At 46.9% G+C, this 667-nt stretch carries 1 protein-coding gene; it reads right to left on the reverse strand.

Annotated elements, in window-relative coordinates; all coding sequences use genetic code 11:
• Positions 1 to 667: HAMP domain-containing protein (locus tag R7Q09_RS26075; protein WP_318143936.1), on the reverse strand; the 667-nt coding region annotated here is incomplete at both ends.

Here is a 667-nt window from a genome sequence, read left to right on the forward strand (position 1 = left end):
TATCAGAAGAAAACTCGCTCAAGCGGCGAAAACCAGTTTGCAACCTATCGAGCATCGCGTTGTGTTTGTTAGCTAACTCTCGCAGTTCTATTGGCAACGAATCGGGGTCGAGACGAATGCCCATTTGCTCTGGTGATATCTGTTGAATGTGCTGATTCAATCCCACAATCGGCTTCAACCCACGTTTTACCATCCAACCGCTCAACGCGGAAGAAATCACAAACGCCAAACCGAGCGCCCAAAACAAAATCCAGTCGAGTTTATCCAAAAACAAAATATGGTGGTTGATACTCATGCCGAGCACCACCTGATACTCCCCAGCTTGAAACGCAAACGCGCGAATATTCAGCGAGTCCTCACTCCATTCGATGGCGCGCTCGTGATTTAAGACCTGAGGAGAGCTAATGCTGTAGGCTCGGTTCTGAGGAATCGTCAGGCTCGAGTTCTGATACACGCTCTGCTTGCCTTCAAACACCCACATATAGAGCGTACTGTTATTCGCTTGCTTGAACACATCCTCTGGCGAGCGTTTTAACTCGTTCTCAATGGCATTGAACTTACTGGAAATATAACTGAAATCTTGCGAGTAAAAGGGGCGCTCAATGGCGTACTGTAGGATGAAAGCCAAAGAAAAATAGGTCACAAACGTCATGCTAACAAACATCAG

The organism is Vibrio sp. 2130-1 (assembly GCF_033339515.1).